This is a genomic window from Dysgonomonas sp. UBA7630, assembly GCF_002483985.1.
Classification (GTDB): Bacteria; Bacteroidota; Bacteroidia; order Bacteroidales; family Dysgonomonadaceae; genus Dysgonomonas.
On record NZ_DLIY01000031.1, the window covers coordinates 401 to 3,617 of the forward strand.

4 protein-coding genes are annotated in these 3,217 nt (G+C 37.4%); all 4 read left to right on the forward strand.

Annotation, left to right across the window (positions count from 1 at the left end):
* On the forward strand, nucleotides 1-231 hold a 231-nt coding region (locus tag B3P17_RS12955; protein ID WP_291105775.1), incomplete at its 5' end, for a hypothetical protein.
* Between the two features lie 4 nt (nucleotides 232-235).
* Nucleotides 236-664 (forward strand): phage holin family protein, encoded by a 429-nt coding sequence (locus B3P17_RS12960; protein WP_252639328.1) that lies wholly within the window; start codon nucleotides 236-238, stop codon nucleotides 662-664.
* Entirely contained in the window at nucleotides 654-1,202 is a 549-nt protein-coding gene (locus tag B3P17_RS12965; RefSeq protein WP_252639329.1) for a glucosaminidase domain-containing protein, read from the forward strand. The genes B3P17_RS12960 and B3P17_RS12965 overlap by 11 nt, the downstream gene beginning before the upstream one ends.
* 888 nt (nucleotides 1,203-2,090) lie before the next feature.
* Nucleotides 2,091-3,217 (forward strand): T9SS type A sorting domain-containing protein (locus B3P17_RS12970; protein ID WP_291105778.1); only part of this gene is annotated, 1,127 nt, incomplete at its 3' end.

A 3,217-nucleotide genomic window follows, 5' to 3' on the forward strand; every position in this document is an offset into this window, starting at 1 on the left:
GGTTATGAATATCGTGTTGTATATACGATTGTTAACGGAGTGATAACCTTGATTTCATGCTCGATTCGACAAGAAGTAAACTCTGTACCAAATGAGGTCGGTAATATTCGGAAGGAAAACGGACAGGTAAATTTATTTCTCCGGGATACTGAGGATTATATCGCCCATGCCGAACAATTCAAAGCAATTGCCAACGAGATAGAAAAAGAAGTACAACCAATAGAGGAATAATGCGATGGATAACAACTATACAGATGGTTTCCTAATTGGATTACTCGATTTCTTTATTTGGGCTAAATGGCTTTTAGCATTGGCTTTTCTTTTGACAATGGCAGATTTAAAGTTTGGCATATCGGCAGCTAAATATCGAAATGAGATAGTGAAGCGATCGAGAGCTGTGAGGCGCACACTCGATAAGATAACAAACTATTGTCTTTGGATCATATTGGCATATACTTTCGGTCAAGCATTCGGTCAACCGTTCGGAATTGATCTATTACCGCTTATTATCTTACTAGTCATTTATGGTGTTGAGCTTGAAAGTATTTATGTGAACTACTTTGCTGCTAGAGGCAAAAAGGTAAAAGTAAATGTATTTAAATTCTTTGGGAAGAAAGCCGATATAATAGAAGTAGAAGAAAAGGAGGATAATAATGGCAACTAAAAAACAGATTGATTTTGTCAAGGCGGTTTATCCGGCAGCAAAGAGACTGCATGAAGAAAAGCCAAACGATTCAATACATCCGATCTTTGAAACTATGCAAGCAGCTTTGGAACGTGGATGGAGTTTAGAAGGGAAACTCCCGAATAATTTATTCGGGATAACTAAAGGTAGTTCTTGGGCTGGAAAAACACAGTTGGTGAGAACAACAGAATTTTTCAGCAATCCGAATGTAGCTTTTAAGTCACCTGAAATGGTTGTGGGTACTCCTGAAAGGCTATCGAACGGTAATTACAAATACATAGTGTATCGTTTGTTCCGAGTCTATGACACTTTAGAGGATTGTTTGTATGATCATCAGGCTTTGTTCCGCAAATCGGGTTATGCTGATGCCTGGCCATATAGGAATGATCCGCGCGAATTTGTGAAAAGGTTAATGGATGATACCGGTTGGAAATATGCAACAGGGCCCGAATATGTAAAGACTGCTCTGTCAATGATAAATACAGTAGAACAAATCGTAAAAGAAGAAGGATTATGAAAAAAGCAACTTTAATAGTTCTCTCTGGAATTGTCTGTCTGATTATTGGCTTCTTTATCGGTCGATCATCTATTGATTCCGAACCGAAGAAAGAATATATAAAAGGTGAAACGCTTACAGGATCAGTAAGTCCGACGCAGTTTGAACCGATAAAAGAAGAAAAGCCGGATAAACCTCTGTTACCCTTTATTCAGTACAGAGATACAGGTAGTGTGAGATATATGCCTATCGATTCAGCAGCTTATGCAAAACTTGTTATTGCTGATTATGAACTAAANNCAATATAACAAACTATCGGCTTTAGATTATAACTTCACTCCGGTAATAGAACGCCAGACAATTTATAAGACTAAAATATGGCAGCCGTTTATCTCTGCGTCTTACTCTACTTTAAATTATATCGGTGTTGGAGGAGGAATATTCTATCACAATCTAGGATTCGAATATCAATATCAAAAAAGTTTAGGTAGTCAGAGCAACGGACATCTGTTAGGTGTGAAGTATAAGTTTTAATTGTATAGGTTGAGGTTGTTATTGGAGCCGTTTATCAAAAAAAGATAGGCGGCTTTATTAATTTTCCATTAAAACTCAAACATTTTTTATGCATTTAGAATGTATTTTAAAATAATTTAATACATTTGAAGAAGTATTCAGAAGAGAAAAGCAAAGTAATTAAAAGGACGAATTAACTTTTTAAATAATTACTTATGAATATACATTTCAATTTCTTACACTGGATATTCGCTTATATAAATCTAAAAGGGGTACATTAACCTTCCATCCCATTAAATACTTTATATGTAAGAACAACTGTGCTAAATCTAAAAAATAGCAACAGAAGGGATATCTTTTTATAATCCGGAATTAACGCTTAATATTTGATATAACATGAAAGCAATTGCATTAACATTGGCAAGTGTTTTCGGATGTGCTTTTTCTTTGTCAGCACAGCTGAACACTTCTCACAACCAATACCGCGCGGGCGATATACTGGTCAAACAGCAGGTAGAGTATATAAACCCCGGAGAAAGCGGAACCAACAAGCTCTGGGATTTCAGTAAACTCAAATCCGTCAACGATGAATATACCCTTATCTATTCTCTTCCCCCCTTGGAAGGAGACAGTGTGTATATACTGGGTAATACCCGCTATTTGAAGAAGAAAGTATCAGACAATGAACTGATCGTCGGTACAGAACACAACACGATGTACTATTATCATTTAACAAATGATTCTCTTTTGCAAAGAGGACATGAAAACCCTTCGGTGGTATTAAACTATACCGATCCTATGCTACTGGTACATTTCCCGTTAAACTACGGGCAAAAATCTTCATCAGACTACAGATCAAAGGGAGTTTATTCCTCTACAGTGGATATTCAGACACAAGGGACAATGATTACTACAGCTGATGCTTATGGAAAGATGGTTCTTCCTTCGGGAGATACCCTTAGCCCTGTACTCAGGGTAAAGACCTTACAAACAATTTTTGATGTGCCTCAGGAAGGCAGTTATGTGACAAGTGAAACAGACAATTCAGGTAAGCAACTTGAAACCTGCCGTTGGTATAGCAAAGGGTATCGTTACCCTGTCTTTGAAACCATAAAGAATATCAACCTGAAGGACAGTACGGAGATCTTTAAGACAGCTTTCTTCTTTCCACCTCAGGATCATTTATATCTGGACACCGATCCCGAAAATCAGGCACTGCTGGATGAACTGTGGAAGGAGCCAAAAGACAACAATCAGAATGCAGATAAAGAACAAGTCAAAACTGTCACATTGGAAGATGTGATGACTTGCAGGCTGTATCCGAACCCGGTGGAATCATTCTTGAACATAGAATATGAATTAAAGGAAGATGTAAAAGTATCTTTTGAGTTGTATTCATTGGAAGGCATGCCTGTAAAGAAGATTGCGGCAAAGAACAGGACTAAAGGCACATATTATGAAACAATCGACTGTTCGTCGTTGTATCCAAAAAACTATGCGTTCAGGATTACAGCTAATGGTGT

What these genes read in the sequence shown, in the direction of transcription:
- B3P17_RS12960 (WP_252639328.1), top strand. Translation starts at nt 236, where the DNA reads ATGGATAACAACTATACAGATGGTTTCCTAATTGGATTACTCGATTTC.
- B3P17_RS12965 (WP_252639329.1), top strand. Translation starts at nt 654, where the DNA reads ATGGCAACTAAAAAACAGATTGATTTTGTCAAGGCGGTTTATCCGGCA.